We start from the raw sequence: 2,000 nt of genomic DNA on the forward strand, positions 1-2,000 counted from the left end.
AAATCATTAAAAGCAATGAAGAACAACTTGTGTGGATTTTTGTTGATTGTTACCAATGAATATAAGAATCATTGGTGACTAGAAATAGAAATTTACTCGAAAATTTATTTGAGCGAAATATATAGCTAGTTATTGATGAGCCAGATTGGTTACCTTAAGTAACTAATGATTTTAACTGAAGAGTTTGATCATGGCTCAGATTGAACGCTGGCGGCAGGCTTAACACATGCAAGTCGAGCGGGGGAAAGTAGCTTGCTACTGACCTTAGCGGCGGACGGGTGAGTAATGCTTAGGAATCTGCCTATTAGTGGGGGACAACGTTTCGAAAGGGACGCTAATACCGCATACGCCCTACGGGGGAAAGCAGGGGATCTTCGGACCTTGCGCTAATAGATGAGCCTAAGTCGGATTAGCTAGTTGGTAGGGTAAAGGCCTACCAAGGCGACGATCTGTAGCGGGTTTGAGAGGATGATCCGCCACACTGGGACTGAGACACGGCCCAGACTCCTACGGGAGGCAGCAGTGGGGAATATTGGACAATGGGCGAAAGCCTGATCCAGCCATGCCGCGTGTGTGAAGAAGGCCTTATGGTTGTAAAGCACTTTAAGCGAGGAGGAGGCTTACCTAGTTAATACCTAGGATAAGTGGACGTTACTCGCAGAATAAGCACCGGCTAACTCTGTGCCAGCAGCCGCGGTAATACAGAGGGTGCAAGCGTTAATCGGAATTACTGGGCGTAAAGCGCGCGTAGGTGGCCATTTAAGTCAAATGTGAAATCCCCGAGCTTAACTTGGGAATTGCATTCGATACTGGGTGGCTAGAGTATAGGAGAGGAAGGTAGAATTCCAGGTGTAGCGGTGAAATGCGTAGAGATCTGGAGGAATACCGATGGCGAAGGCAGCCTTCTGGCCTAATACTGACACTGAGGTGCGAAAGCATGGGGAGCAAACAGGATTAGATACCCTGGTAGTCCATGCCGTAAACGATGTCTACTAGCCGTTGGGCCCTTTGAGGGCTTAGTGGCGCAGCTAACGCGATAAGTAGACCGCCTGGGGAGTACGGTCGCAAGACTAAAACTCAAATGAATTGACGGGGGCCCGCACAAGCGGTGGAGCATGTGGTTTAATTCGATGCAACGCGAAGAACCTTACCTGGCCTTGACATACTAAGAACTTTCTAGAGATAGATTGGTGCCTTCGGGAACTTAGATACAGGTGCTGCATGGCTGTCGTCAGCTCGTGTCGTGAGATGTTGGGTTAAGTCCCGCAACGAGCGCAACCCTTTTCCTTATTTGCCAGCGAGTAATGTCGGGAACTTTAAGGATACTGCCAGTGACAAACTGGAGGAAGGCGGGGACGACGTCAAGTCATCATGGCCCTTACGGCCAGGGCTACACACGTGCTACAATGGTCGGTACAGAGGGTTGCTACACAGCGATGTGATGCTAATCTCAAAAAGCCGATCGTAGTCCGGATTGGAGTCTGCAACTCGACTCCATGAAGTCGGAATCGCTAGTAATCGCGGATCAGAATGCCGCGGTGAATACGTTCCCGGGCCTTGTACACACCGCCCGTCACACCATGGGAGTTTGTTGCACCAGAAGTAGATAGTCTAACCCTCGGGAGGACGTTTACCACGGTGTGGCCAATGACTGGGGTGAAGTCGTAACAAGGTAGCCGTAGGGGAACCTGCGGCTGGATCACCTCCTTAACGAAAAGGTGATGGTCAGCAAGAATCCACAACAAGTTGTTCTTCAAGCGTATATGATATCTGAGGGTCTGTAGCTCAGTTGGTTAGAGCACACGCTTGATAAGCGTGGGGTCACAAGTTCAAGTCTTGTCAGACCCACCAAACCATGCGTCTGATGGCGGATGAGTACAGGGAATTAGATCGTATATATGCAGTGCACAAATGATAAGCTGGGGACTTAGCTTAGTTGGTAGAGCGCCTGCTTTGCACGCAGGAGGTCAGGAGTTCGACTCTCCTAGTCTCCACCATCT

Annotated in this window: 2 tRNA genes and 1 rRNA gene; all 3 read left to right on the forward strand. The window is 49.8% G+C overall.

What is annotated here, in order from left to right:
• The first annotated feature begins 172 nt into the window (after positions 1–172).
• Positions 173–1,710: ribosomal RNA gene (locus tag CFY84_RS11195) — 16S ribosomal RNA — on the forward strand.
• Between the two features lie 64 nt (positions 1,711–1,774).
• Positions 1,775–1,851 (forward strand) — tRNA-Ile (locus CFY84_RS11200).
• A gap of 70 nt (positions 1,852–1,921) precedes the next feature.
• Positions 1,922–1,997 (forward strand) — tRNA-Ala (locus CFY84_RS11205).
• Positions 1,998–2,000 lie beyond the last annotated feature (3 nt).

The sequence above is a fragment of the Acinetobacter apis genome (assembly GCF_900197575.1).
Taxonomy (GTDB): Bacteria; Pseudomonadota; Gammaproteobacteria; order Pseudomonadales; family Moraxellaceae; genus Acinetobacter; species Acinetobacter apis.